We start from the raw sequence: 24,502 nt of genomic DNA on the forward strand, positions 1-24,502 counted from the left end.
AGGTTGCTCGGCTTTCTGCGTCTCAGGCTTTCTGTGTTCAGGCCTTCTGGGTCGCGTCCAGTCGCGGCGCCGGCGAGGGTGCCGGCGGGCCGACGGACTTCAGCGCGTACCCGTACAGGACGACCATGCAGATGAGTCCGGTGGTGGAGCCGGTGAGCAGGCCCCACGCGGCGCCCTGCAGCCCCTGGCTGGCGCCGACGGACAGGCCGGTCAGCGACACGGTCGCGAACACGACGTACTGCACGAACAGCATCCTGGCGCGGTGCATGCCGCGCATCGCGGCGGTGAACGGCACCTGGAGCAGGTACACGGCGCCCTGCAACGCGATCGGCAGGGCGAGCGGCGCGGCCTCGGCGAACTTGTCCGTCGTCGTCAGTACCCACGACACCAACGGCCACACGATGACGACCATCAACGTGCCGAGCACCGCGAAGGCGAGCGCGAGCTGTCTGGTCTGGCGGCGCAGGGTCGCGGCGGCGTCGGCCCCCTCGGCGCCGGGCTTCGCGGCGTCGGCGGCGGCCCGGGACGCCCGCGGCACCAGCAGCCCCTGGATCGCCGCCACCAGGTTCTGTACCGGCTGCAGCTGCACGGTCTGCACGAAGCGCAGGTTGCCGAGCTCGATCTTCGACAGCTTGCCGGCGACGAGGAAACTGATCGCGAGGACCTGCACCTGGGCGACGATCGCGGTGGCGGTGAACCAGCCGGACAGGTGCCGGGTCTCGGCCAGCCACGCCTTCGGGTTGCCGCGCCACGGCACCCGCCGCTCGCGCAGCAGGTAGACGGTGGCGCCGGCGGTCGCGCCGATCCCCCACGCGGCGAGGAACCCGCCCGGGCTCTCGTTGCCCGTCAGGATCATCAGGATGATCACGACGCCCTGGGTGCCAGCCCACACGAGGTCGATGCCGAGCGCCTTGTCGGGCCGGCGGTCGGCGAGGTAGTCGCAGCGGGCCGTGTCGTGCAGCATCAGCGGCACCATGAACGGCACCAGCCAGATGAGCTCGTCGAGGTCGATGTTGCCGTCGTGCGGCCAGACGAGCCACAGCACGGTGAAGACGACCATCGTGGTCACGCCGGAGCAGAACGCGGTCGTCAGCCCGTTGCGGATGAGCCGGCCCCGGTGCTCACCCTCGAACCGCGACGCGAGGGCGAGCAGCACGTCGCCGACGAACGCCCGGTTGAGGTACATCGAGAAGTAGCCGACGCTCAGCGCGAGCGCCAGCGCGCCGAACTGGTCCTTGGGCAGCAGGATGCCGCCGAGCAGCGTGTTCGCCGCGTTCGCGGTCGCGATGACGACCTGGTCGAGCAGGCCGGCACCAACGAAACGGGACGCGACGCGTATCGCCTGCATACGGCGGCTGCGGGAGGGCTGCTGGCCGGTAACCTCTGGCGGCTGCTGACCGGTAACCTCAGGCGGCTGCTGGTCGGTCACCCTCGACGGCCATGGTCGCGAACGAGCTTCACGACACGCACCATACGTGACCTGCGGGTGACGAGACTATCCCGTCGGCCCCTTCACCAACTGACATCCAGCGGTTTTCCCTCCGCGTACCCGGCGGCGCTCTGCACGCCCACTGTGGAACGCTCCGCGAACTCCTCCAGGTTGCTCGCCCCGGCGTAGGTGCAGGCGCTGCGGACCCCGGCGACGATCGCGTCGAGGATGTCCTCCACGCCCGGACGGCGCGGGTCCAGATACATCCGCGACGATGAGATGCCCTCTTCGAACAGGGCCTTGCGGGCGCGCTCGTACACGCTGTCGTCGGCGGTCCGGCGGCTCACCGCGCGCGCCGACGCCATGCCGAAGTTCTCCTTGTAGAGCCGGCCGCTCTGGTCCCGCCGCGGGTCGCCCGGCGACTCGTGGGTGCCGGCCAGCCATGAGCCGATCATCACGTTGGACGCTCCGGCGGCGAGCGCCAGCGCCACGTCGCGCGGGTGACGCACGCCACCGTCGGCCCACACGTGCCTGTCGCGCCGCTTCGCCTCCGCCGCGCACTCGAGCACCGCGGAGAACTGCGGCCGGCCCACCCCGGTCATCATCCGCGTGGTGCACATCGCGCCCGGCCCGACGCCGACCTTGATGATGTCGGCGCCCGCGTCGATGAGGTCCGCGACACCGTCCCTGGTCACGACGTTGCCGGCGACCACCGGCACGCCCGGGTCCAGGGCCCTGACGGCCCGCAGCGTGGAGATCATCCGCTCCTGGTGCCCGTGCGCGGTGTCGACGACGAGCACGTCCACGCCGGCGGCGAGCAGCTTGTCGGCCCGTCCCGCCGCGTCGCCCGTGATGCCGATCGCGGCGCCGATGCGCAGCTGCTGGTGCTTGTCCACCGCCGGCTGGTACAGCGTGGCGCGCAGCGCGGCGTTCCGCGTCAGAATTCCGACAAGCCGGCCGTCGGCGTTGATGACCGGGGCGAGCTTGTGATGCCCGGCGGTCAGCTGCACGAACGCGTCCTCAGGGCTGATGTCCTCCGGCAGCGTCTGCAGGTTGCGCGACATCACGCTCTGCAGCTGGCTGAACCGGTCGACGTCGTGGCAGTCGCTCTCGGTCACCACACCCACCGGCCGGCCGTCCTGCACGACGATCACCGCGCCGTGCGCCCGCTTCGGCAGCAGGTCCAGCGCCAGCGACACCGTCTCCGTCGGCCCCAGCGTGATCGGCGTGTCGTGCACCAGGTGCCGCTGCTTCACCCACGACACCGCCTCCGCGACCACGTCGATCGGGATGTCCTGCGGGATGACCGCCAGGCTCCCCCGCCGCGCCACGGTCTCCGCCATCCGCCGCCCCGCGACCGCGGTCATGTTCGCCACCACGATCGGGATCGTCGTGCCGCTGCCGTCCCGCGAGTTCAGGTCGACCGCCATGCGTGACTCGACGGCGCTGCGGCTCGGCACCATGAACACGTCGTCATACGTCAGGTCATAGCCCGGCTGCAGATCGTTGAGGAAGCGCACGTCTCGGAACTCTAACGCGCGTTCCGGCGCGGTATCGGGCCTTCTCGCGCTCCTTCTCGCGTCATGCCCCTGTTCCTGCCCCCTCCGCGAGGGTGGTCAACCCTTGAGCGCGCCCTCCTGAGCAGGGAGAATTGCGTGAAGTGCCGGTTGCGAGGAGTGATGCCTGATGCAGGTCCACGAGGCCATGTCCACCGCCGTCGTCCAGCTCGGCCCCGACCACACGCTCCGCCAGGCCGCCCAGCTGATGTCCCGCCACCGCGTCGGCTCCGCCATCGTCCTCGACCCCGACGGCGCGGGCGTCGGCATCATCACCGAACGCGACATCCTCAAAGCCATCGGCGCCGACCTCGACCCCGACGTCGAACGCACCGCCGAGCACATCACCTGGGAAGTCGTCTACGCCAGCCCCACCTGGACCATCGAAGAGGCCGCCTCCGCCATGGTCCGCGGCGGCTTCCGCCACCTCGTCGTCCTCGACAACGACGACGTCCTGGGCGTCATCTCAGTCCGCGACATCCTCCGCGTCTGGGTCCACCAGAACTCCCCCGTAGCCGCCTAACCCCCACCCGCCACCCCCTCATGATCCCGAACGATCTCGGTAGCTCTGGCTACCGGAATCGTTCGGGATCATGAGCCACCAACGAAAGCCAGCCACCCCAGAAGCTCAATTGCCGCACCTCATCCAGCCAACAGCGCCCTGCACCGCCGCGAACCCGCCACCGCGTTCACCGTGCAGGTTGCGCTGCGACAGATTCATTGCGGCAGAGTTCAGCGGCGCGGTGACCGAAGGACCGCTCCCGGCGCGACGGTGGCCGGAAACCGTCCCTCGATCAAGCCGACAGCGCCGATCACCAGCGCTGGCCGTGCGGGGCCTCCGGTCCCGCAATCGACGGAGCCTGCGGGTCACGCCAGCGACAGGACACAGGCACCACAGACCGCCGCACCCGATCTGGCCCACTCAGTCAGGAACACCCAGCCGGGCGCACTGAGCGGCAGTCGAAGCTGGCAGAAACAGCACGACGGCCGACCGGGACATGCGGACCGCAGCAAGCCTGCGGGGCCGGAGTCGCCTACGGACAGGCCGAGCCCGATGTGGAAACGCCGCCACATCAACTGCCCCACGTTCAACCGGCGCCGTGGTCAACGGGGCAAGAGTTCGCTGCGGCAGGGTGCAGTGGTGCGGTGACCGAAGGACGGGTCCCGGCGCAACGACAGCCGGAACCGTCCCTCGATTGAGCGGACCAGCGCCGAACACCAGCCCCGGCCGAGCGGCGACTCCAGTCCCGCGATCGACGGAGCCTGCGGGTCACGCCAGCGACACGGCACAGGCACCGCAGACCGCCCAATAAGCCGTCCGCCTAGTCATGCCCACCCAGGTCAGGCGCACCGACCGGCCCCGAAGGCGACACGCGCGGCACGACGGCCGACCGGGACACGAGGACCGCGGCAAGCTCGCGGGCCAAGCGGCGGTGTGGAGGCGCCGCCGTGGTCGACCGGCGCACCGTGGGTCAACGGACGAGTGCTCCATTGCGGCAGGGTTCAGCAGCGCGGTGACCGAAGGACGGGTCCCGGCGCAACGACAGCCGGAACCGTCCCTCGATCGAGCCGAACAGCGCCGAACATCAGCACCGGCCGAGCGGCGCCTCCAGTCACGCGATCGACGGTGCCGCGGGTCACGCCAGCGGCAGGACACAGGCACCGCAGACCGCCGCGCCCAGTCTGGCTCACTCAGTCGAGCACCCACCCGGGCACACTGAGCGACGGTCGAAGTTGGCAGAAACAGCATGGTGGCCGACCGGGACATGCGGACCGCAGCAAGCCCGCGGGGTCGGAGTTGCGTACGGACACGCCGGCCCGATGTGGAAACGCCGCCATATCAACTGCCCCGCGTTCAACCGGCGCCGTGGTCAACGGGGCAAGGATTTCGCTGCGGCAGGGGTTCAGTGGTGCGGTGACCGAAGACGGGTCCCGGCACAACGACAGCCGGAACCGTCCCTCGATTGAGCCGACCAGCGCCAACCACCCAGCACCGGCCGAGCGGCGACTCCGGTCCCGCGATCGACGGTGCCGCGGGTCACGCCAGCGACAGGGCACAGGCGCCACAGCACAGCCCGACGCGCGCCGCCGCAGTCCGCCCGGCATGCCGCCGCGCCCAGTCATGCCCGCCCAGGTCGGCGCACCGACCGGCACCCGAAGCCGACAGACGCAGCGCGGCGGCCGTCCGGGACACGAGGCCCGCAGTCTGCGCGCCGCTCGGCCCGCCGAACCGGACAGGCAGCCCGTTCGGCCGAACGGGCCGCCCGCGGGCTGAGCGGGCCGCCCGCCAGCAGAACGGCCCCTGCCCGCGGGCTGGGCGAGTAGGGCGGGACGGAGGTCAGCGGATCAGGGATGTGTCGATGGTCATGGGGAACGGGACGGTGGTGGTGAACGGGGTGGTGGGGGTCGCGGTGGTGGTGGTCTCGTAGCCGTCGGGGTGGGGGCTGGGCATGGGGGTGGTGTGGACGGTCAGGTTCTGGTTGCGGGCGTCGAGGATCCAGTACTGCGGGATGCCCGCGGCGCCGTAGTCGTGGCGGCGCAGGACCAGGCCGGGCAGCGGGTTGCTGAGGGACATCACCTCGACGGCGATCAGGACGTCGGTGGCGGGGACCACGTCGCCGTCGTCGTCGGTGGCCTCGGGGCGGGTGACCAGCAGGTCGGGGACATAGGTGCGACCCTCGCCACAGTCGACGCCGAGGCCGACGGCCAGGACGGTGAAGTCGGGCGGGCAGGCCTTGCGCAGCAGCGTCTCGAGGCGGTGGCTCGCGCGGCGGTGGGAAACCGCCGGCGGCAGCGTGAGCAGGGACTGAGCCGAGTCAGCCAGAACACCAACCATCGTCATGCCCCCATGCTGCCACTGGGGTACGACATATTTTTTCCACCAGGTGGAGCGCGCGGAACTCGGCTGAGGGGCACCGGCACACTCTCGTAGGCTGGCGGCATGCAGCTCATCTCTTTTGCCCGTGGCGCACCCAGTCTCGACATCATTGACATCGACGGGCTGAAGGCCGCTGCGGTGCGGGCCTTTGAGGCCGACCCGGCCGGCATCACCGCGTATGGCACGTCGGTCGGCTACCTTCCGCTGCGGTCGTGGATCGCGGCCAAGCACGGCGTCGACGCGGAGCAGGTCATCGTGACCAACGGCTCGCTGCAGGCCGACGCGCTGCTCTTCGAGCACCTGGTGAAGCCGGGCGACGTGGTGGTCGTGGAGAAGCCCACGTATGACCGGACGCTGCTCAACCTGCGCAACCTGGGCGCCACGGTGCACCAGGTGACGGTCGACGCCGACGGCATCGACACCGACGAGCTGCGCGCGCTGCTGGAGTCAGGGGTGCGCCCGACGCTGGCGCACATCATCCCGAACTTCCAGAACCCCGCCGGGGTCACCCTGAGCGCGGAGCGAAGGGCGACGCTCGTCGCGCTCGCGCAGGAGTTCGGGTTCACGATCTTCGAGGACGACCCGTACGCGGACATCCGCTGGCGCGGCGAGAAGCTGCCCACGATGCTGTCGCAGGACACGACCGGCGTGGTCGTGCACGCGAGCTCGTTCACCAAGACGATCGCGCCCGGGCTGCGGGTGGGTTACCTGGTCGGGCCGAAGGCGACGATCGCGGCGATCGCGAAGCGGGCCACCAACCTGTACATCTCCCCGAGCATGGTCGCCGAGGCGATCACGCACCAGTTCTGCGTCAGCGGGGACATCGAGCGGTCGATCGCGAAGGTGTCGGCGACGCTGGGCGAGCGGGCCCGCCTGCTGGCCGAGGGGCTGCGCAAGCACGTGCCGGACGCGACGTTCGTGGAGCCCGACGGCGGCTACTTCCTGTGGGTCGAGCTGCCCGAGGACGTCGACACGACGGAGCTGGAGACCGTGGCGGCCCGGGACTTCGGGGTGGCCGTGGTCAAGGGCAGCGACTTCCTCCTCGAGGGCGGGAAGCACTCGGTGCGGCTGGCGTTCTCCGCGGTACTGACGGACCAGGTCGACGAGGGTGTGAGCCGCCTGGCTGCGGCGATCGAGGCCGTCCGCAAGGGCTGAACCGCAGCTGAACCAAAGCGACACCAAACCGTGATGGCGGGGTGGGTTCCGCAGGCGGCTCCGGATGGCCCAAAATCCAGCCCGGCGCGCTTTGCTGAATCGCGCTGCAGACATCACCCCCCGCCCCCCAACGGCACCGGGTGGGTCGACCGCGCCCCCACCCCCCACCTGCGGTCGACTCACCCGGTGCCTAATTTTTGGCGCGAGAACAACGCGAGAACAAACAGGGCGGAGGTCGCGATGACCGACGAGCAGCTGGCCGGCTCCCTGTCCAGGGCACTGGCCAGGCCGGTGCGAGCGATGTCACGCATGCTGAGCCCCGCGACACCGGTCGCGGCGACGGCTGAGCCCCCGACGACGGCGAGCTCGATCGTCGACTGTGCGCTGTATGTGGATGGTGTACGGCAACCCGGCAGCTGGCACTACGCGGAGGCGCTCACCGCCGCCCGGCGGCAACGGCACGGGTTCGTCTGGGTCGGGCTGAAGGAGCCGGGCGCGCAGGAGATGGCCGCCATCGCGGAGACGTTCCAGCTGCACGAGCTGGCCGTCGAGGACGCCGTGACCTCCTCGCAGCGGCCGAAGGTCGAGCGGTACGGCGACATGACGTTCATGACGATGCGCACCGCCCGGTACGTCGAGCACGACGAGCTGACCGAGAGCAGCGAGGTCGTGGAGACCGGCGACGTGCTGATGTTCATCGGTGAGCACTTCATCATCACCGTCCGGCACGGCGACGCGTGCCGGCTGACGCCGGTGCGCGCGGACCTGGAGCGGCGCCGGGAGGTGCTGGCGCGCGGGCCGTGGGCGGTCGCGTACGCCGTCGCGGACACCATCGTCGACGTGATGGTCGAGGTCGTCGCGGCCATCGAGGAGGACGTCGCGATCATCGAGGACCAGGTGTTCAGCCCGGCGAAGCGGAGCAAGGGCAAGACCGGCACCGATCGGATTCAGCGGGTGTACCAGCTGAAGCGGGAGCTGATGGAGTTCAAGCGGGCGGTCCTGCCGCTGCAGCGCCCGCTGGCCGGGGTGGTCAGCGGCCAGCTCGCCGAGGTGCCCGAGGAGATCCGCCGCTACTTCCGCGACGTCAACGACCACCTGGTGCGCACGGTCGAGCAGGTGCTCTACCTCGACGACGTGATCAACTCGGTGCTGCAGGCGCGGCTGGCGCAGGTGAGCGTCGACCAGAACAACGACATGCGCAAGATCGCCGCCTGGGCCGGTATCGCCGCCGTGTGGACGTCGGTCGCCGGCGTGTACGGCATGAACTTCGACTTCATGCCGGAGACGAAGTGGGTCTTCGGCTATCCGGGCGTCATGACGCTGATGGTCGTCGCCTCGGCCCTGCTCTACCGCGCGTTCCGCAAGTCGGGCTGGTTGTAGAAACGTCGTAAGGCAGCGAAACGCGGACGGGCCGTCCCCCGTGGCTGGGGAGGGCCCGTCCGCGCGCTCACGTCAGGACCGGCTGTTCTTCGACGCCGCCTGCGGCATCGGGTGCTTCTCGTACTCGCCGCTGCCCGCGGGGCCCGTGTTGGTGCTCTTGCTGCCGATCAGGTCCGAGGCGCGGTCCTTGGCCGCCTCGCCCATCGTCTTGGCCTTGTCGACCCCCGCATCCATCGTGGACTTCGCCGAGTCGAGCATCGAGCCGGTGTCGCTGGTGGTCCGGGTCGAGCCGTACTCGTCCCAGGCCTGGTTGGCCCGGCGACGCCGCATCAGGGCGGTGGCGGCGCCGACCGCCGCGCCCGCCATCAGCAGGCCACCGATGGTCATCGGCCAGCGGCGGCCGTTGCGGCTCTCCTTCTTCATCATCTTCTTTTTCCCCTTGCGCCCCATCTTCTCGGCCTGCTTGCTCGCCTGGAGCGAACGTTCGCGGGCGATGACGAGGACGGTCCCCGCCGCGCCGCTGGCCTTCGCGAGGCCCGGCTTGACCGCCTTGCGGGCGTATTCGACGCGCGGCGCCAAGGCACCCGAAGCGCCATCGGCTGCGTGCGCTGCGGCCATCCGCAGGTGGCCCAGGCTCTCGCCGAGCTCCTCCTGCATGAGACGACGGTGCGTCTTGACCTCACGACGTCCAAACACTTGCTCCACCTCCATGGCCGCGAAACCTCGTCCTCCCCGGGTTACCCAGGCAGAACATTCCGAACCGGTCCGCTGTTGGCCATCCTGCCGCGTGCGAGCGGCCCGCACACCCGGATCCGCCAGAATCCGCATCCGATACCGTGATGACGGAATGTCACCAAAGAAAGGGAGAACTGGTGGCCGAGCAACTGTTCGCGACGCTGCACACCAACGTCGGCGCCATCCGGCTGGAGCTGTTCCCCAACCACGCCCCGAAGACGGTTCGCAACTTCGTGGAGCTCGCCGAGGGCAGCAAGGAATACACCGACCCGCGCACGGGCGAGCCCGGCAAGGGCCCGTACTACAACGGCGTCATCTTCCACCGCGTGATCGACGGCTTCATGATCCAGGGTGGTGACCCGACGGGCACCGGCACCGGCGGTCCGGGCTACAACTTCAACGACGAGATCCACCCGGAGCTGCACTTCAACCGGCCGTTCCTGCTGGCCATGGCCAACGCGGGCATCCGCTTCGGCCAGGGCACCAACGGCTCGCAGTTCTTCATCACCCTCGGCCCGACGCCGCACCTCAACGGCAAGCACACGATCTTCGGTGAGGTCGTCGACGACGACTCGAAGAAGGTCGTGCAGCAGATCGGCAGCACGCAGACCGGCCAGATGGACCGGCCCCGCCAGGACATCGTGATCGAGCGGGTGGACATCGAACGGGTCTCATAGGAGGCCTGGCTAATCTTGTCTGCATGACTCAGCCGCCGGCGAACGTGGTCCCTCACTGCTACCGGCACCCTGACCGCGAGACGTATGTCCGGTGCACCCGCTGCGACCGGCCGATCTGCCCGAATTGCATGAATGAGGCGTCGGTCGGTTTCCAGTGCCCGGAGTGCGTCCGCGAGGGTGCCAGGACGCAGCGTCCCGCCCGGACCGCGTTCGGCGGCGGCACGGAAGGTGCCGTCGGTGCGGTCACGATCACACTGATCGTGATCAACGTGCTGGTGTTCCTCGCCGGTGTGATCAGCTCCGGCAGCGCCCAGTCGATCGCGGGCGGCGGCATGGGCGGGCTGCTCGGTGGCGGCACGCCGCTGCACGAGTGGGGCTCGCTGGTCACCTACAACTCGCGGCCGATCAGCGCCACCGAGGCGCAGATCATTCCCGGCGGCATGATCGACGGCGACTACTACCGCCTCTTCACCTCGATGTTCCTGCACTACGGCGTCTTCCATCTGCTGATGAACATGTGGGCGCTGTGGGTGCTGGGCCGGCCGCTGGAGGCGATGCTCGGCCGGGCCCGGTTCGCCGCGCTCTACCTGGTGTCGGGGTTCGGCGGCAGCGTCGCGGTCTACCTGTTCTCCGACCCGCTGGCGCAGACCGCGGGTGCGTCGGGCGCGATCTTCGGGCTGTTCGCCGCGCTGATCATCGTGCTGCGCAAGATGCGGCGCAGCGTCGCCGGGATCCTGCCGGTGCTGGTGCTCAACCTGGTCCTGACGTTCAGCATCGACGGCATCTCGATCGCCGGGCACCTCGGTGGCATGGTGGCCGGCGCGGCCGCGGCCGCCGGGCTGGCGTATGCGCCGCGGCAGCACCGCACCTTGATCCAGTCGGGGGCACTGGTCGCCGTCGTGGCCTTGCTGGCGGTCCTGACCGTGGTGCACACCGCCGGGCTGATGCCCACGGGCGACTACGTCACCCAGCTGAACAGCGGTAACTAGGCGCGCCAGACGCGGCCCTGCAGGAGCGAGTCGGCCCCGACCCAGACGAAGTTCATCATGCGCGTCGCGGTGTGGTCGGGGTCCTCCTCCTCGTGGTCGGCGAGCCAGTCGGCGAGGGACTCGGCGGCGCCGACGTAGGCGTAGGCCATCGCGGTGAAGTCGCCCGGGCGGCCTGGCACCTCCGCGGCCGTGGCGGCGCTCTCCAGCAGCCCGGCGACGACCTCGACGATTCTGGCCCGCATCCCGGCGAGCTCGCCGGCGAAGTGCGGCTCGCTGCGGGCCTGCCGGTAGAGCACCCGCCAGCCGTCCCGGTGCGCCCCGACGAAGGTGAAGAACGCCCGCAACCCGTGCCACAGCTGCTCGTCGGGGCGGGCCGCGGGCAGTACACCTGCCGCCACCGCCTCCATGAGCCTGGTCGCCTCCCGGTGCAGGCACGCGACGAACAGCTCGTCCTTCGTGCCGAGGTATGCGTAGACCATCGGCTTGGAGATGCCGGCGACCTCCGCGATCTCGTCCATCGACGCGGCGTGGAAGCCACGCTTGGAGAAGACCTGCACCGCGGCGTCGAGCATCTGCTGCTCACGCACCACGCGCGGAAGTCGTTTCAGCATCTTGTCACCTTACCTACTCGTGCGTAAGGTTACGCATCAGTAGCTTAATTCAGAGAACGAAGGGCACACCGACATGGCCGACCTCGACGCCCTGGGCGACTTCAACTCCGTCGACCCCAAGCAGTTCGCGCAGCTGGTGAAGGGCGCCTCCGACGCGCAGCTCGGCGAACTCATGGCGGGCCCGCAGCGCAAGGCGATCCTCGACACCATCTTCTCCCGCTTCCCCGAGCTCTTCCGCGCCGACCGGGCCGGCGCGACCAACGCGATCATCCACTGGACGATCACCGGCGCGCCCGACGGCGGCGCCGAGACCTACGAGCTGGTCATCGCCAACGGCACCTGCGTGCTCTCGCCGAGCGCCGACCAGGAGCCGAAGCTCGCGATCACCGTCGGCCCGGTCGACTTCCTCAAGGTCGTCTCCGGCGCCGGCAACCCCATGATGATGTTCATGACCGGCAAGCTCAAGGCCAAGGGCGACCTGGGCCTCGCCGCCAACATCGCGAACCTGTTCGACATCCCGAAGGCCTGAGGCAGCGCCCCATGCCCGAGTTCTCGCTCGATCTGAACGAGGAGCAGCGGGATCTCCGCGACTGGGTGCACGGCTTCGCAGCCGACGTCGTGCGCCCGGCCGCCGCGGAGTGGGACGCCCGCGAGGAGACCCCCTGGCCGGTGATCCAGGAGGCGGCGAAGATCGGCCTGTATGGCTTCGAGTTCCTCGCCAACACCTGGGGCGACCCGACCGGCCTGTCGCTCTGCCTGGCGTCCGAGGAGCTCTTCTGGGGCGACGCCGGCATCGGCATGGCGATCTTCGGCACCAGCCTGGCGGTCGCCGCGATCTACGCCTCCGGCACACCCGACCAGATGCTCGAATGGGTGCCGCAGTGCTTCGGCGACACCGACGACCCGAAGGTCGCGGCGTTCTGCACCACCGAGCCGGAGGCCGGATCCGACGTCGGCTCGATGAAGACCCGCGCGCGGTACGACGAAGCGGCGGACGAGTGGGTCATCAGCGGGCAGAAGGCCTACGCGACCAACGGCGGCATCGCCGATGTCCACGTCGTGACGGCCAGCGTGGAGCCCGAGCTGGGGTCCCGCGGGCAGGCGGCGTTCGTCGTGCCCCCCGGTACAGTGGGACTGAACGGCAGCAAGAAGCTCAAGAAGCTCGGCCTGCGCGCCTCACACACCGCCGACGTGTTCCTCGACGACGTGCGGGTGCCCGGCCGGTGCCTGCTCGGCGGCAAGGACGCTCTTGACGCCCGGCTCGCCCGCGCCCGCGAGGGCCGCAAGGCGCAGGGGCAGGCCGCGATGCGCACGTTCGAGCTGTCCCGGCCGGCGGTCGGGGCGCAGGCGCTCGGTGTGGCCCGCGCCGCGTACGAGTACGCGCTGGAGTATGCCAAGGGGCGGGTGCAGTTCGGCCGGCCGATCATCGAGAACCAGGCGATCGCGTTCACCCTCGCCGACATGCGCATGGAGATCGACGCCGCCCGCCTGCTGGTGTGGCGGGCCGCCTGGATGGGCCGCAACAACCGCCCGTTCGAGGCCGGCGAGGGCTCGATGAGCAAGCTCAAGGCCGGCGAGGTCGCCGTCGCGACGACCGAGAAGGCCGTGCAGATCCTCGGCGGGGCCGGCTTCCTGCGGGAGCACCCGGTCGAGCGCTGGTTCCGCGACGCGAAGATCTACACGATCTTCGAGGGGACCAGCGAGATCCAGCGCCTGGTCGTCGCCCGCGCGATCTCGGGCACCTACATCCGGTAACTCCCCCTTCGACAGGCCGGAGGAGCCATGGACACCCCCTTCATCCTCCGCACGATGGCCGGCCGGAAACTGCTCAACCCCGGCCGGCCCACGCGGATCGTCCGGCAGCTCAACGCCCTGCGCCGCTGGGGCTTCGGGCTGTACGGCGAGATGCGTTCGACCGCGGCCCGCGACCCCGACCGGGTCGCGGTCGTCGACGAGGACCGGCAGCTCACGTACACCGAGCTCGACCTGCGGGTCCGCCGCCTCGCCAACGCCCTGCGCGCCGAGCACGGGGTGCGCGCCGGCGACCGGATCGGCCTGCTCTGCAACAACTCCGTCGGCATGGTCGAGGCGATGCTCGCCCTGATCGCGCTCGGCGCGCAGGCCGTCCTGGTCAACACCGGCCTCGGCGACGCCCAGCTGGAGGCCGTCGCGCACGACCAGTCGCTGGCCCTGCTGATCCACGACGACGACCTGCTGGGGATGCTCGCCGCGGTGCCGCCGAACCTGCCGCGGCTGGCGATGTCCAAGACCGCCGGGCTCATCCACCGGGCACCCTCCGCCGAGCTGGAGCCGCCCGCGGCCGCCGGCTCCGTGGTGGTGCTGACGTCCGGCACGACCGGCGCGCCGAAGGGCGCGAGGCGCCGCAACCCGTCGGGCCTCGGGCCGCTCGCGTCGGTGGTGTCACGGATCCCGCTGTACGCCGGCGAGCGGATCTTCGTCGCCGCGCCGCTGTTCCACACCTGGGGCCTGGCCGCGCTGCAGCTGTGCCTGGCGCTGCGCGGCACGATCGTGGTCGCGCGCCGCTTCACCCCGCAGTCGACGGTGGCCGCGGTCGGCGCCACCGGGTGCACCTCGCTCTTCGCCGTGCCGGTGATGCTGCAACGCCTGCTGGAGGCGCCCGCACCAATGCCGACGCTGCGGGTCGTGGCCACCTCGGGCTCGGCGCTGACCGGCCCTCTCGCATCGCGTTTCATGGAGGTGTACGGGCCGGTGCTGTACAACCTGTATGGCTCCACCGAGGCGTCCTGGGCGTCGATCGCCACCCCGGACGAGCTGCGGACCGCCCCCGGCACCGCGGGCCGCCCGCCGCGCGGCACCCGGGTCGCGATCCTCTCCGACAGCGGCACCGAGCTGCCGACCGGCGTCATCGGGCGGATCTTCGTCGGCAACGACATGCTCTTCGAGGGCTACACCAACGGCACCGGCCGCGAGTCCTACGGCGACCTGTTGGCCACCGGCGACCTCGGCCACCTCAACGCCGACGGCCTGCTCTTCGTCGACGGCCGCGAGGACGACATGGTCATCTCCGGCGGCGAGAACGTCTACCCGGGCTCCGTCGAGGACGTCATCGCCGAGCTGCCGCAGGTTCGCGAGGTCGCCGTCGCCGGGGTGCCGGACGAGGAGTTCGGCCAGCGGCTCGCCGCGTGGATCGCCCTGCACGACGGCGAGTACGTCGACCCGGAGGCGGTGCGCGAATACGTCCGGCACCGCCTCGCCCGCTTCTCCGTCCCGCGCGACGTGTACTTCGTCGCCGCCCTGCCCCGCAACGCCACCGGCAAGGTCGTCCGCCGCCGCCTCTTCGGCGACTGAACCGCGCCCGGGTGCGGTCCCCCGTTTGTCGACCGCACCCGGGCCCGGGTTCACGGCAGGAGCGGCTGCGCCGGCTGGGCCTTCAGCGTCGACAGGTTCTTGACCAGGTACGCGGTCGCGACCCCGGCCGTGGACACCGTCCAGATGACCGGGTTGCCGTCCGCGTCCTGGGTCAGCTGCACCGACGCGGCTTCCGGGTGCCAGTCCGTGGCCAGCCGGTGGTCCGTGTAGTGCAGGGTCGTGCCGTCGTAGGTGACCGACGTCCACAGGTGCACCGCGCCCGTGGATCCGTTCCACAGCAGCAGCGCGGTGCCGCTGGGCAGCAGCTTCGACGCGATCCGCCACGACGCCCAGTCGGTGCCGCCCGCCGGCGTGGCCAGCGGCGTCGGGGTGGGCATGTAGTAGGCGCCGGTGCCGTTGAAGTTGGGGTAGTAGTCGAGGGTGTAGCCCGAGCCGGGGGCGCCGACGATGCCGAACAGGTCGGGGTAGGCGAGGCCCGTGCCGGCGCTGTCGTAGGCGTTGGCGACCGCGATCGGGTTGTTGCCGTCGAGGTCCGACATGGTGCCGGCGTACAGCATCGTGGCCCCGGTGACGTCGAGCGGGCCGCCGTCGTCGAGGCTCGGCACGATCATGGCCAGCCCCGCGTTGGGGCCGGTCGGGTAGAACACGAACACGTCGTTGAAGCTCGTGCCGGTGAACCGGCCGGAGATGACCTGCGCGCCGTCGAAGTCCGGTGCGGGCCAGGAGGACAGCCCCGCGATGCCCACCGCCGGGATGCGCAGGCCGCCGCGTTGCGCCCGGCCGGCGGCGAGCCACACGCCCTGCGGCAGCCCGGTCGCCGGCCCGGCGGTCAGCAGGTCCGGCCGGCCGTCGCCGGTCAGGTCCTGGTCGGCGAAGGGCGGCGGGTACGCGGCGTTGAAGATGATCGTGGTGGTGTCGGTGAACGTGCCGTCCGGCTCGACGGCCGTGACCGCGAGCGTGTTGGTGAAGCGCGTCGGCACCACCTGGACGGTGACCGCGCGCGTACTGGTGGCGACCCGGGTGGGCGCCCCGGAGTTGAGCTGATACACGAACGCCGCCGGGACCGGGCTGCCGGCCGGCTCGGCGAAGCGGAACTTCCCCTTCACGCCGACGGTGAACGACGTGCTGACCGCGGTCACCGTCGGCGCGGCCGGCGGGACCGTCACGGCCGTCGCGGCGGGCGCGACCAGGACCTGCGCCAGCACCAGCGCGGCGCCGGCCACGGCCGCCCCCAGCAGCGGGTGTCTTCTCATGGGTTCCTCCCCGTCAGGCACACCGGGACGGGTGTGCAGCACTGACACGCCGGCCGCGGCGGGAGGTTGCATCTCCGGGACAGAAATCTTCCGACCCGATGATCTACGCTGCTGCCGACCCCAGGACCTGAGTGGTGCACCTCGATGGCCGTCGCGCCGGACTTCGCCGAGTTCTACTCGGCGTCCTATCCGCGCCTCCTCACCCAGCTCTATGCGTTCGTCGGCGACCGGGCCGACGCGCAGGACCTCGTGCAGGAGGCGTACACGCGCGCCTTCGCGCGGTGGACGGCCGTGTCCTCGCTCGAGGACCCGGTCGGCTGGGTCCGCCGGGTCGCGTGGAACCTGGCGATCAGCCGGTGGCGGCGGGCCGCCCGCCTGCTGCACCTGCGCCGGGACCTGGTCGGCGACGACGTGGCCGGGCCCGACGGGCTGTCGCTGGACCTGGTCCGCGCGCTGAAGCAGCTCCCGCCCGCGCACCGCGAGGCGGCGGTGCTGCACTACCTCGCCGACCTGTCGGTGCGCGAGATCGCCGAGTTCGTCGGGGTGCCCGAAGGCACGATCAAGGCTCGGCTGCACCGGGCCCGGACTACCTTGGGCAAGCTGCTCAGTGTGGACGGGGAGGGGGTGCGCCATGACTGAGCGCGACCCACTGCACGATCCACTGCGCGGCCACTTCGACGCGTTCCGCGAGCAGACCGCCGGCTCGGCCCTCCCGCCGCCGGTGGCGGAGATCCCGCACCGTCTCCGCCGGAACCGGCGCCGCAAGGCGACCGTCGTGTTCCTCGCCGTCGTCGCGCTGATCGCGCTCGTCACGCTGCCCTCGTGGGGCGGGGACGCGCCCTCGCCGACGCCGGCCACCTCACCGACGCCGGCCCCGAGCCCGTCGGTCTCGTCGGCCTTCGCGGCCGCGCCGCCGCCACCCACCGCCGCCTCGTCCGCCGGCTCCTCCCCGGGGTCCCGCCCGCCGAGCTCGGGCGGCACCTGCGGCACGTCGCCGCGAGGACTCCCGCTCCTGCCGACCGCGCGCTACGAGGAGGTGTCCCCGGGCTACAACGACGGGGCGACGATGCTGGTGCCGTCGCCGGCCAACCTGTTCGACCTGTGTCCAGCCGCCCGAGTGCCGTTCGTGGACGTGGCCTACGGCTGGGACGTCGACCGCCAGCAGTACGTCCAGATCTACTTCGCCTCGTACGTCCTCACCAAGGCACAGCCGACCATGCCGAGACCGGGCTATCACCGGCCCGACAACGACATCTGCGGTGAGATCGGCACCCTGCTCGCGACGGGCCGGCCGGTGCCGGCGACCATCCCGCGGTCCGTCCAGGACAGCGCCGACCCCGACAGCGCCGTCATGGACTACCTGCAGAAGAACGCCATCGCGATGCCGCGGCTGATCTCCGTCTACTCGCTCGCCAGGCTGACGAAGATCAGCGCTTGCATGCCGAAGGCGCCGACCTCGCCGCCTGCCTAGGGGTAGAGCGTCAGGGCGGGGTTCATGACCAGATCGATGAGCTGCTGCTCGGTGAGCGGCGTCGGCCGGTCGGGGGTCCTGGCGCGGGTCAGGGCGAGCAGCTGCACGCCGTCGGGGCGCACGGCCCAGACGTCGATGCCGTAGCCGCTCTTCAGGTCGTTGCGGACGAGGAGCTCGGCGCCGGACACCGTGGCGGCCCGGCAGTTCGCCCCGGCGATCGCGCACTGCTCGACGGCGAAGGCGCGGAACTGCGCGGGGGTCTCCTCGGCGGCCACGACATGGATCGACACGACATCGACCCCGACGTTGAACCCGGCGGAGTAGCCGAGCTGCGGGCCCCCGTCCTTCATCACCACCGCGGGCAGCGGGCTGCCGTCCCTGGCGTTGGTGAAGGTGGCGCCGGGCGCCATGCGGGGCAGCAGCGCGGTCAGCTCGTCGCTGAGCCGGGCGGTCGCGGCGCCGCAGGACTCGGTCACCGGCACGAGCGGGTGCGGCGTGACCTCCTCCTTGCCGGGGTTTCCGGTCGGCACGACGACCGTGGGCGACGGCGTGACGCACACGCCCGGCGACCGGGTCGCGGTGGCCACCGCCGTCGGCGGGGGCAGGCCGGGGCTCTGCCCCGACGGCTTCTGCGACAGGTACTGCGGCAGCGCGACGACGCCCGTCACGAGCACCGCGACCGAGAGGGCCCCGGCGACCGCCCGCACGCGGCGGACCCGGCGGTGCTCGCCGGTGATGAGCTGGTCGACGTCGATGCTGGTGGGTGGCGGGTCCTGGGTGGCGGCGTGCATGGCATGGGTCAGATCCACTGCGGGTCTCCCTCCGTGAGGCCGGCCCGCAGCGACTCCAGCGCTCGGGCGGCCTGGCTCTTGACGGTGCCCTCGCTGCAGCCGAGCGCCTGCGCGGTCTCCTCGACGGACAGGTCGCAGAAGTACCGCAGGACGAGCACGGCCCGGCGGCGCGGGGGCAGCCCGGCGAGGAGGGAGAGCACGTCCAGCCGCTGGTCGGCGTCCGGACCCGGGGCCGGCCGGTCCGGCAGGCGGTCGGTGGACGACTCGCGCCGCCAGGGGCGGCGGCGCTCGTCGAGCCAGGCGGACATGAGCATGCGCCGCACATACGCGTCGGGATGTTGCATCACCGCCGCGCGTTTCCAGTGCCGTAGCAGCTTGACCAGCACGGTCGACGTCAGGTCGTCGGCCAGGTGCCAGTCGCCGCACAGCAGGTACGCGGTGCGGCGCAGGCGGTCCAGGTTGCCCGCGACGTACTCGCGGTAGGCCTGCTCGGTCGGCATCCGTGCTCCCTCTCCGTTCGGGTTCACCGGGAGAACGGAGGCCGGCGCGTGCGGGGTTGCCTAGGGGACCGAGATCCTGTTCTCGAGCGCGGCGAGGGCGATGTCGGTGCGGTGCTGAGCGCCGTCGAAGCTGATCGCGTCGACGAGCCGGTATGCGGCCGCGCGGGCGTCGGCCAGGGTGTCGCCGGTCGCGGTGCAGGTGAGGACCCGCCCGCCGGCGGTGACCAGCGCGCCGTCCTCGGAACGGGCGGTGCCGGCGTGGATGACGCCGGGGACGCCGTCGGCGCCGGCGATGACGTCGCCCTTGCGGGCCGACTCCGGGTAGCCGGCGCTGGCCATGACCACGCAGACGGCCGAGCCGGGGCGCCACGCCAGCGGCGGGTCCTCGGCGAGCCGGCCGACGGCGGCGGCGTGCAGGACGCCGGCGAGGGGGGTTTCGAGGCGGGCCAGGACGACCTGGGTCTCCGGGTCGCCGAAGCGGCAGTTGTACTCGATGACCTTCGGCCCCTGGGCGGTCAGCGCCAGCCCCACGTAGAGCACCCCCGAGAAGGGCGTGCCGCGCTTGCGCATCTCGGCCAGCGTGGGCTGCACCACCGCCGCCATGACCTCGTCGACCAGCCCCACGGGGGCCCAGGGCAGCGGCGAATACGCGCCCATCCCGCCGGTGTTGGGCCCGGTGTCGCCGTCGCCGATGCGCTTGAAGTCCTGGGCCGGCTGCAGCGGCACGGCGGCGGTGCCGTCGGTGACGACGAAGAGGGAGACCTCGGGGCCCGCCAGGTACTCCTCGACGACGACCCGCCCGCAGGCGGCGCCGTGCGCGAGGGCCTCGTCGCGGCTGTCGGTGACGACGACGCCCTTGCCGGCGGCGAGGCCGTCGTCCTTCACCACGTAGGGCGCGCCGAACGTGTCGAGCGCCTCCGCCAGCTCCTCGGGCGTGGTGCAGACGAACGAGCGGGCGGTGGGCACGCCCGCCGCCCGCATCACGTCCTTCGCGAACGCCTTCGAGCCCTCCAGCTGCGCGGCCGCCTGCGACGGGCCGAAGCAGGCGACGCCCTTCGCCCGGACCGCGTCGGCGACACCGGCCACGAGCGGCGCCTCCGGGCCGACGACGACCAGGTCGACGCCGCGCTCGACGGCGAGGGCCGCGACCGCGTCCGGGTCGAGCGCGTCGACCCCAACGTTCGTCGCGATCGCGGCGGTGCCGGGGTTGCCCGGCGCGACGATCAGGTCGGTCACGGCCGGGTCGGCAACCAGGGCGGCGGCGATGGCGTGTTCACGACCGCCGGAGCCGAGCAGGAGTACGCGCACGCGACAGATTAAAGCAGGCTGTGACGCACCACGTTCTCGTCACGGCCCGGGCCCACCCCGACGATCGACACGCGGGTGCCGGCGAGCTCCTCGATCCGCTCGATGTAGCGCTGCGCGTTGGCCGGCAGGTCGGCGAACTCGCGCGCCTTCGAGATGTCCTCCCACCAGCCGGGGAGCTCCTCGTAGATCGGGGTGGCGTGGTGGAACTCGGTCTGCGTCATCGGCATCTCGTCGGTGCGCTTGCCGTCCACCTCGTAGGCCACGCAGATCGGGACCTTCTCCAGGCCGGAGAGCACGTCGAGCTTGGTGACGACCAGGTCGGTGATGCCGTTGAGCCTGGTGGCGTACTTGGCGACGACCGCGTCGTACCAGCCGGTGCGGCGCTCCCGGCCGGTCGTCGTGCCGTACTCCCGGCCGATCTTGCGCAGGTGCACGCCGAAGTCGTCGAACAGCTCGGTCGGGAACGGGCCGGAGCCGACCCGCGTCGTGTAGGCCTTGGTCACGCCGATGACCTGGGTGATCGCGGTCGGCGGCACACCCGCGCCGACGCAGGCGCCGCCCGCGGTCGGGTTGGACGACGTCACGAACGGATACGTGCCGTGGTCCATGTCGAGCATCGTCGCCTGGGCGCCCTCGAGCAGGACCGTCCGGCCCTCCTCCAGGCCCTTCCACAGCACCTGACGGGTGTCGGTGATGTAGGGCCGCAGGCGCTCCGCGTAGGTCAGGTACTCCTCGACCGTCGCGTCGACGTCGATCTCCTTGCGGTTGTACACCTTGAAGAGGACCTGGTTGCGCTCGCGCAGCACGATCTCGAGCTTCTTGCGCAGGATGCCCGGGTCGAGCAGGTCCTGGACGCGGATGCCCATGCGGGCGACCTTGTCGCCATACGCCGGGCCGATGCCGCGGCCGGTCGTGCCGATCCGGGACGAGCCGAGGTAGCGCTCCACGACCCGGTCCAGGGCCCGGTGGTGCGGCATGATGAGGTGTGCGTCACCCGATATCATCAGGCGGGACACATCGACGCCGCGCTCGGCGAGACCGTCGATCTCGACCAGCAGCACCTTCGGGTCGATGACCACCCCGTTGCCGATGACGATCGCCGCGTTGGGCCACAGTGCCCCTGACGGCATGAGGTGCAGGGCGAATTTCTGCCCGTCCGGCGTCACCACGGTGTGACCCGCGTTGTTGCCGCCGGAGTAGCGCACGACGTAGTCGACGTCGCCGCCAATCATGTCGGTAACCTTGCCCTTGCCCTCGTCGCCCCACTGAGCGCCGATGAGCACGATCGCTGGCATCGTCTGTTGCCCTCTCCAAAGGGTCGGGCGCCCCAGCGGGTCGCCCGGGGTGCCAGGCTAACAACCGCGTGAAAGGCAGGTTGACAACGGTGGTCGACGTGGTGGTGCTCGCGCTGGGCGAAGGCAGCTCCTGCGGCTGCGATGGCGGCGCGTGCGGCACGCGTACCCCTATTCTTGCCTGCCGCGACGCGCTGCGCACAGCAAGCGCCCAGGTCGAGACGGTCGTCGCGCACACCGACGCGGAGATCGACGCGGCGCTGAAGGCCCTGCCGGACGTACGGCTCGTCGTGGCGACCGCCGCCGACGGCCAGCTCCGCGCGGTCATGCGGCGGCTGGTCCGGATGTACGCCCCGGCGCCCAGCAAGCGGGCACAGTCGGACGAGGTCATCCCCGACGACCGGACGCTGCCGGACCTGCCGCCGGTCGGCATCCTGCCGCTCGGCCCCGACTCCACGGACCTCGTGACCCGCCTCGGCCTGCCCCGCAGCCCCGCCGAGGTGGCCGCCGCCGTCCTCGGGGGCAACACCCGCCGCCTCGACCTGCTGCGCAACGACGGCGGCGGGGTCACCCTCGACGGCGTCCTGGTCGGCGGGGTCGACGCAACCGGCTCGGCCAACACGTTCCTCGCCCGGGTCGAGGTCGACGACGCCGTCCTCGCCGACGGCACCGAGCCCGTGCTCATGTCGGTGGTGGCCAACGCTTCGCGGTATGCGACGGTCGACGGCCTCCCGCTGGTCCTCTCGCCCTCCGTGGACGACGGCGTCCTGGACGTGGCGGTGGCGGTGCCGCGGGCGTCCCGGTCGCTCTTCCGCCGCCCCCGCGTCGAGATCGAGGTCCGCCGCGCGCACGGCCGCGCGGTCGCCATCACCCCCCGCACCGAGATCCCCTTCGTCGACGACGGCGCCGAGGGCACCCTCACGCGGAAGCGCTCGTGGTGGATGGAGCGCGCGGCCTGGGCCGTGTACGTCCCCTAATCGTCTCCTTCGCATACGGTGCCGCCTCGCATACGGTGGGGGAGCGCGGGAGGGGAACAGCTGTGAACGACGCACTCTGGCCGCCCGACGAGTTCGTCTCGGGCCGGCGCACCGAAGCTCACGCCGGCCGGGAGGCCGGCGGCGCTCCTCAGGAGGACGACGCTCCGGAGGAGGAGGAACCGGAGCACGTCGGGTCGCCCTGGTCACAGCCGCCGACCCGGACGCGGTTGACGCAGGCGAGCGAGCAGGACGACGCCGACGCCGGCGATCCGGGGCCGTGGCTCGAGCCCGCACCGGACGCCGACGACCACGGCAGTGAGATTCAGCACGGGCAGCCGGTCCCGCACGTGCCGGTCTCGGGCGCGGGCGCGATCCCGGTCTCCGGGGCCGGTGGGATCCCTGTCTCGGGCGCGGGGCCGATCTTCATGCCGGGCGGCGGAGCGCCACCTGGCAACGGCGCGGTGCCGGTCAACGGCGTGCCGGCGCCGCGGCCCCCGGTCCTGCACCACCCGCAGCCGGCGCCGCCCGCACCGCCCACCTATCGGGCGCCCTCCACGTATCAACCGCCGCCCACCTATCCGGCGCCCCCCACCGATCAGCCGCCGGCGGATCAGCCGTCGGCGCCGCCCGTACATCAGCCGCCGCCGCCACACCAAGGACCTGCGGCCCATCAGGCGCCGCCCGGTCCCCCGGCACCGCCGGTGGCGCACCGGCCGCCGAGTGAGGCGCCGCCGCCGGCGAGCTGGTCGGACGGGAGCACGCCGACGGCGGACGAGTTCGCGCGGCGCAGGCAGACGCGGCCCGCCGACCCGGTCGCGGCCCGCGGCGTGCGCGGGGCGGTGTCCAAGGGCACGCTCGGCATGCTGTCGCTCAGCCCCGGACGGCGGGAGCAGGAGTTCCGGCGCGACGTCGACCTCGTCCGGCGCAACTTCGGCGGGCTGCGGCAGGTGACCGTGGTCAACCCGAAAGGTGGCGCCGGCAAGACGGTCGCGGTGCTGCTGCTGGCGATGACGTTCGGGCAGAAGCGCGGCGGGTACGTGCTGGCCTGGGACAACAACGAGACCCAGGGCACGCTCGGCATGCGGGCGCAGCAGGACTTCCACAACAGGACCGTCCGTGACCTGCTCCGCGATCTGGGCCACTTCCAGGGCGCGCAGGGCCGGGTCGGCGACCTGTCGCAGTACGTCAGGGCGCAGGGCGAGGGCATGTTCGACGTGCTCGCCAGCGACGAGTCCGCGACGGCCGGCGAGATGCTCACCGCGCAGTCGTTCGGCGAGATCCGCGACGTGGTCAGCCGGTTCTACAAGCTGATCGTGGTGGACACCGGCAACAACGTCCGCGCGGAGAACTGGCAGGCCGCGATCGACGCCACCGACCAGCTGGTGGTCACGATGTCGGCCCGCAACGACTCGGCCGAGACGGCGTCGAGGATGCTCGACCACCTGGAGCAGCACGGCCGGCAGCGGCTGGTCCGGCAGGCGGTGACCGTCGTGTCGATGCCGCCGAGCCGCCGGCACCTCGACATCCCGGCGATCACCCGCCACTTCGCGGCGCGGACCAGGACGGTGCTGCTCGCACCGTACGAGCGCTTCATCGACTCGGGGGAGCCGATCCGCTACGGGGGCCTGACCTCGGCGAGCCGCGACGCCTGGTTGAAGGTCGCCGCGGCCATCTCCGAAGGGTTGTAAGGGTTACCGCAGGGCGGCGGTCGCGGCCGGGTCGCTGTCGTCGAGGAACTTCGCGCAGCGCTCCGCCTCGTCGGCCTCGCCGATCGACTCGGCGGCGAGACCGAGCGCGTTCAGCGCGCGCAGAAAGCCCCGGTTGGGCTCGTGCGACCACGGCACGGGACCGGCGCCGCGCCAGCCGCTGCGGCGCAGCTGGTCGAGGCCGCGGTGGTAGCCGGTGCGGGCGTAGGCGTAGGCGGTGACCGGCTCGCCGTCGGCGAGGGCGAGCTCGGCGAGCTCGGCCCAGGCGGCGCTGAACGCCGGGTGGGCCGCTGCGACGTCCTTGACATCCTTCTCGGAACCGGCGGCGGCGGCGAGCTTCGCGGCGGCCTCGGGCTCGGCGGGAAGCAGCGTCGGTGAAGGCTGGGGCAGCAGGTTCTGCATTCAGCCATTCAACCAGGTTGGCTGAACGGTGGAGGCTACGT

General features: G+C 71.5%; 23 protein-coding genes. 12 read left to right on the plus strand and 11 right to left on the minus strand.

Features of this window, described 5'->3' with window-relative positions; all coding sequences use genetic code 11:
- Positions 1-37: 37 nt before the first annotated feature.
- A complete protein-coding gene (locus tag AB0J72_RS01400) occupies positions 38-1,348 on the minus strand; it encodes a hypothetical protein (protein ID WP_363393202.1) in 1,311 nt (436 codons plus the stop codon).
- A 164-nt stretch (positions 1,349-1,512) separates the two neighbouring features.
- Positions 1,513-2,949, minus strand: a complete 1,437-nt coding sequence (locus AB0J72_RS01405; protein WP_363393204.1) for a GuaB1 family IMP dehydrogenase-related protein — start codon at positions 2,947-2,949, stop codon at positions 1,513-1,515.
- Between the two features lie 166 nt (positions 2,950-3,115).
- On the opposite strand from AB0J72_RS01405, the gene AB0J72_RS01410 reads away from it, so the two are divergent.
- A complete protein-coding gene (locus AB0J72_RS01410; RefSeq protein ID WP_344500864.1) occupies positions 3,116-3,508 on the plus strand; it encodes a CBS domain-containing protein in 393 nt (130 codons plus the stop codon).
- A gap of 1,815 nt (positions 3,509-5,323) precedes the next feature.
- Here the strand turns inward: AB0J72_RS01410 and AB0J72_RS01415 are convergent.
- Positions 5,324-5,827: a Uma2 family endonuclease gene (locus AB0J72_RS01415; protein WP_363393208.1), complete on the minus strand. Its 504-nt coding sequence runs from the start codon at positions 5,825-5,827 to the stop codon at positions 5,324-5,326.
- Positions 5,828-5,926: 99 nt separating this feature from the next.
- On the opposite strand from AB0J72_RS01415, the gene AB0J72_RS01420 reads away from it, so the two are divergent.
- Positions 5,927-7,018 (plus strand): PLP-dependent aminotransferase family protein, encoded by a 1,092-nt coding sequence (locus AB0J72_RS01420; RefSeq protein WP_363393211.1) that lies wholly within the window; start codon positions 5,927-5,929, stop codon positions 7,016-7,018.
- A 309-nt stretch (positions 7,019-7,327) separates the two neighbouring features.
- Positions 7,328-8,398: a magnesium and cobalt transport protein CorA gene (locus tag AB0J72_RS01425; protein ID WP_363393923.1), complete on the plus strand. Its 1,071-nt coding sequence runs from the start codon at positions 7,328-7,330 to the stop codon at positions 8,396-8,398.
- 72 nt (positions 8,399-8,470) lie between these two features.
- Here the strand turns inward: AB0J72_RS01425 and AB0J72_RS01430 are convergent, their stop codons facing one another.
- A complete protein-coding gene (locus tag AB0J72_RS01430) occupies positions 8,471-9,109 on the minus strand; it encodes a hypothetical protein (RefSeq protein WP_363393214.1) in 639 nt (212 codons plus the stop codon).
- A 161-nt stretch (positions 9,110-9,270) separates the two neighbouring features.
- On the opposite strand from AB0J72_RS01430, the gene AB0J72_RS01435 reads away from it, so the two are divergent.
- A complete protein-coding gene (locus tag AB0J72_RS01435; protein ID WP_344500856.1) occupies positions 9,271-9,810 on the plus strand; it encodes a peptidylprolyl isomerase in 540 nt (179 codons plus the stop codon).
- A gap of 23 nt (positions 9,811-9,833) precedes the next feature.
- A complete protein-coding gene (locus AB0J72_RS01440) occupies positions 9,834-10,799 on the plus strand; it encodes a rhomboid family intramembrane serine protease (RefSeq protein WP_363393218.1) in 966 nt (321 codons plus the stop codon).
- On the opposite strand, the gene AB0J72_RS01445 is transcribed toward AB0J72_RS01440, so the two are convergent.
- The gene (locus AB0J72_RS01445; RefSeq protein WP_363393221.1) at positions 10,796-11,410 is read right to left on the minus strand and encodes a TetR/AcrR family transcriptional regulator; all 615 of its coding nucleotides are present in this window, start codon (positions 11,408-11,410) and stop codon (positions 10,796-10,798) included. The genes AB0J72_RS01440 and AB0J72_RS01445 overlap by 4 nt on opposite strands.
- A 73-nt stretch (positions 11,411-11,483) precedes the next feature.
- On the opposite strand from AB0J72_RS01445, the gene AB0J72_RS01450 reads away from it, so the two are divergent.
- The 3 genes from AB0J72_RS01450 to AB0J72_RS01460 are packed head-to-tail and all read left to right on the plus strand — an operon-like array spanning position 11,484 to position 14,740.
- Positions 11,484-11,939 carry an SCP2 sterol-binding domain-containing protein gene (locus AB0J72_RS01450; protein ID WP_360559176.1) on the plus strand — a complete coding sequence of 152 codons (456 nt, stop codon included), beginning with the start codon at positions 11,484-11,486 and terminating at the stop codon, positions 11,937-11,939.
- 11 nt (positions 11,940-11,950) lie between these two features.
- Entirely contained in the window at positions 11,951-13,165 is a 1,215-nt protein-coding gene (locus AB0J72_RS01455) for an acyl-CoA dehydrogenase family protein (RefSeq protein WP_363393224.1), read from the plus strand.
- Between the two features lie 27 nt (positions 13,166-13,192).
- Positions 13,193-14,740: an AMP-binding protein gene (locus AB0J72_RS01460; protein WP_363393227.1), complete on the plus strand. Its 1,548-nt coding sequence runs from the start codon at positions 13,193-13,195 to the stop codon at positions 14,738-14,740.
- 50 nt (positions 14,741-14,790) lie between these two features.
- Here AB0J72_RS01460 and AB0J72_RS01465 read toward each other — a convergent pair whose 3' ends face one another.
- The gene (locus tag AB0J72_RS01465) at positions 14,791-16,014 is read right to left on the minus strand and encodes a hypothetical protein (protein ID WP_363393230.1); all 1,224 of its coding nucleotides are present in this window, start codon (positions 16,012-16,014) and stop codon (positions 14,791-14,793) included.
- Positions 16,015-16,158: 144 nt separating this feature from the next.
- On the opposite strand from AB0J72_RS01465, the gene AB0J72_RS01470 reads away from it, so the two are divergent.
- Positions 16,159-16,653 (plus strand): SigE family RNA polymerase sigma factor, encoded by a 495-nt coding sequence (locus tag AB0J72_RS01470; protein ID WP_363393232.1) that lies wholly within the window; start codon positions 16,159-16,161, stop codon positions 16,651-16,653.
- Positions 16,646-17,485: a hypothetical protein gene (locus AB0J72_RS01475; RefSeq protein WP_363393235.1), complete on the plus strand. Its 840-nt coding sequence runs from the start codon at positions 16,646-16,648 to the stop codon at positions 17,483-17,485. Before AB0J72_RS01470 ends, AB0J72_RS01475 begins: the two co-directional genes overlap by 8 nt.
- Here AB0J72_RS01475 and AB0J72_RS01480 read toward each other — a convergent pair.
- Genes AB0J72_RS01480 through AB0J72_RS01495 form a run of 4 tightly spaced genes read right to left on the minus strand, consistent with a single transcriptional unit; the run spans position 17,482 to position 21,379 of the window.
- Positions 17,482-18,294, minus strand: coding sequence for a hypothetical protein (locus AB0J72_RS01480; RefSeq protein ID WP_363393238.1), 813 nt, complete (start codon positions 18,292-18,294; stop codon positions 17,482-17,484). The two genes, AB0J72_RS01475 and AB0J72_RS01480, sit on opposite strands and share 4 nt — an antisense overlap.
- Positions 18,285-18,776 carry a SigE family RNA polymerase sigma factor gene (locus AB0J72_RS01485; RefSeq protein ID WP_363393241.1) on the minus strand — a complete coding sequence of 164 codons (492 nt, stop codon included), beginning with the start codon at positions 18,774-18,776 and terminating at the stop codon, positions 18,285-18,287. Before AB0J72_RS01485 ends, AB0J72_RS01480 begins: the two co-directional genes overlap by 10 nt.
- A gap of 60 nt (positions 18,777-18,836) precedes the next feature.
- The gene (purD, locus tag AB0J72_RS01490) at positions 18,837-20,084 is read right to left on the minus strand and encodes a phosphoribosylamine--glycine ligase (RefSeq protein WP_363393244.1); all 1,248 of its coding nucleotides are present in this window, start codon (positions 20,082-20,084) and stop codon (positions 18,837-18,839) included.
- Between the two features lie 8 nt (positions 20,085-20,092).
- The gene (locus AB0J72_RS01495; protein ID WP_363393247.1) at positions 20,093-21,379 is read right to left on the minus strand and encodes an adenylosuccinate synthase; all 1,287 of its coding nucleotides are present in this window, start codon (positions 21,377-21,379) and stop codon (positions 20,093-20,095) included.
- Between the two features lie 89 nt (positions 21,380-21,468).
- On the opposite strand from AB0J72_RS01495, the gene AB0J72_RS01500 reads away from it, so the two are divergent.
- Both AB0J72_RS01500 and AB0J72_RS01505 read left to right on the plus strand, forming a co-directional pair.
- Positions 21,469-22,353: a diacylglycerol kinase family protein gene (locus AB0J72_RS01500; RefSeq protein WP_363393250.1), complete on the plus strand. Its 885-nt coding sequence runs from the start codon at positions 21,469-21,471 to the stop codon at positions 22,351-22,353.
- A gap of 62 nt (positions 22,354-22,415) precedes the next feature.
- On the plus strand, positions 22,416-24,041 hold the full coding sequence (locus tag AB0J72_RS01505; RefSeq protein ID WP_363393252.1) for a chromosome partitioning protein: 1,626 nt from the start codon (positions 22,416-22,418) through the stop codon (positions 24,039-24,041).
- 3 nt (positions 24,042-24,044) lie between these two features.
- Here AB0J72_RS01505 and AB0J72_RS01510 read toward each other — a convergent pair whose 3' ends face one another.
- Positions 24,045-24,461, minus strand: coding sequence for a DUF3151 domain-containing protein (locus tag AB0J72_RS01510; protein WP_363393255.1), 417 nt, complete (start codon positions 24,459-24,461; stop codon positions 24,045-24,047).
- Between the last annotated feature and the right edge of the window lie 41 nt (positions 24,462-24,502).

The sequence above is a fragment of the Dactylosporangium sp. NPDC049742 genome (genome assembly GCF_040674675.1).
Lineage (GTDB): Bacteria > Actinomycetota > Actinomycetes > Mycobacteriales > Micromonosporaceae > Dactylosporangium > Dactylosporangium maewongense.

Bases quoted from the DNA above. Each gene is read 5' to 3' on its own strand.
- AB0J72_RS01510 (WP_363393255.1), bottom strand. From the start codon at position 24,461: ATGCAGAACCTGCTGCCCCAGCCTTCACCGACGCTGCTTCCCGCCGAG.
- AB0J72_RS01445 (WP_363393221.1), bottom strand. From the start codon at position 11,410: ATGCTGAAACGACTTCCGCGCGTGGTGCGTGAGCAGCAGATGCTCGAC.
- AB0J72_RS01485 (WP_363393241.1), bottom strand. From the start codon at position 18,776: ATGCCGACCGAGCAGGCCTACCGCGAGTACGTCGCGGGCAACCTGGAC.
- AB0J72_RS01440 (WP_363393218.1), top strand. From the start codon at position 9,834: ATGACTCAGCCGCCGGCGAACGTGGTCCCTCACTGCTACCGGCACCCT.
- AB0J72_RS01420 (WP_363393211.1), top strand. From the start codon at position 5,927: ATGCAGCTCATCTCTTTTGCCCGTGGCGCACCCAGTCTCGACATCATT.
- AB0J72_RS01465 (WP_363393230.1), bottom strand. From the start codon at position 16,014: ATGAGAAGACACCCGCTGCTGGGGGCGGCCGTGGCCGGCGCCGCGCTG.
- AB0J72_RS01460 (WP_363393227.1), top strand. From the start codon at position 13,193: ATGGACACCCCCTTCATCCTCCGCACGATGGCCGGCCGGAAACTGCTC.
- AB0J72_RS01495 (WP_363393247.1), bottom strand. From the start codon at position 21,379: ATGCCAGCGATCGTGCTCATCGGCGCTCAGTGGGGCGACGAGGGCAAG.
- AB0J72_RS01400 (WP_363393202.1), bottom strand. From the start codon at position 1,348: ATGCAGGCGATACGCGTCGCGTCCCGTTTCGTTGGTGCCGGCCTGCTC.
- AB0J72_RS01430 (WP_363393214.1), bottom strand. From the start codon at position 9,109: ATGGAGGTGGAGCAAGTGTTTGGACGTCGTGAGGTCAAGACGCACCGT.
- AB0J72_RS01410 (WP_344500864.1), top strand. From the start codon at position 3,116: ATGCAGGTCCACGAGGCCATGTCCACCGCCGTCGTCCAGCTCGGCCCC.
- AB0J72_RS01425 (WP_363393923.1), top strand. From the start codon at position 7,328: ATGCTGAGCCCCGCGACACCGGTCGCGGCGACGGCTGAGCCCCCGACG.
- AB0J72_RS01470 (WP_363393232.1), top strand. From the start codon at position 16,159: ATGGCCGTCGCGCCGGACTTCGCCGAGTTCTACTCGGCGTCCTATCCG.
- AB0J72_RS01415 (WP_363393208.1), bottom strand. From the start codon at position 5,827: ATGACGATGGTTGGTGTTCTGGCTGACTCGGCTCAGTCCCTGCTCACG.
- AB0J72_RS01450 (WP_360559176.1), top strand. From the start codon at position 11,484: ATGGCCGACCTCGACGCCCTGGGCGACTTCAACTCCGTCGACCCCAAG.
- AB0J72_RS01455 (WP_363393224.1), top strand. From the start codon at position 11,951: ATGCCCGAGTTCTCGCTCGATCTGAACGAGGAGCAGCGGGATCTCCGC.
- AB0J72_RS01475 (WP_363393235.1), top strand. From the start codon at position 16,646: ATGACTGAGCGCGACCCACTGCACGATCCACTGCGCGGCCACTTCGAC.